The organism is Pseudonocardia sp. EV170527-09, assembly GCF_008369905.1.
Taxonomy (GTDB): Bacteria; Actinomycetota; Actinomycetes; order Mycobacteriales; family Pseudonocardiaceae; genus Pseudonocardia.
Window position 1 is genome coordinate 1 of record NZ_VRMC01000519.1, and the last position, 260, is coordinate 260.

At 63.8% G+C, this 260-nt stretch carries 1 protein-coding gene; it reads left to right on the forward strand.

Annotation, left to right across the window (positions count from 1 at the left end):
* Window positions 1-260: AarF/UbiB family protein (locus tag FVA95_RS30005; RefSeq protein ID WP_240051816.1), on the forward strand; the 260-nt coding region annotated here is incomplete at both ends.

Genomic DNA, 260 nt, shown 5'->3' on the forward strand with positions numbered 1-260 from the left:
GAGCATCATCGATGAGCTCATCGAGCGCACCGAGGAAGAGCTGAACTACCGCATCGAGGCGGACTATCAGCGCGCGTTCGCCAAGGCCTTCGCCGGGGATCCGCAGTTCTATGTGCCGGCGGTCGTCGCGTCGTCACCGAAGGTCGTCATCACCGAATGGATGGAGGGCCGCAAGCTCTCCGAGATCATCGCGGGCGGAACGGAAGACGAACGCAACCGGTGCGCGCACCTGTTGCTGGAGGTCACCATCAGCGCGCCCT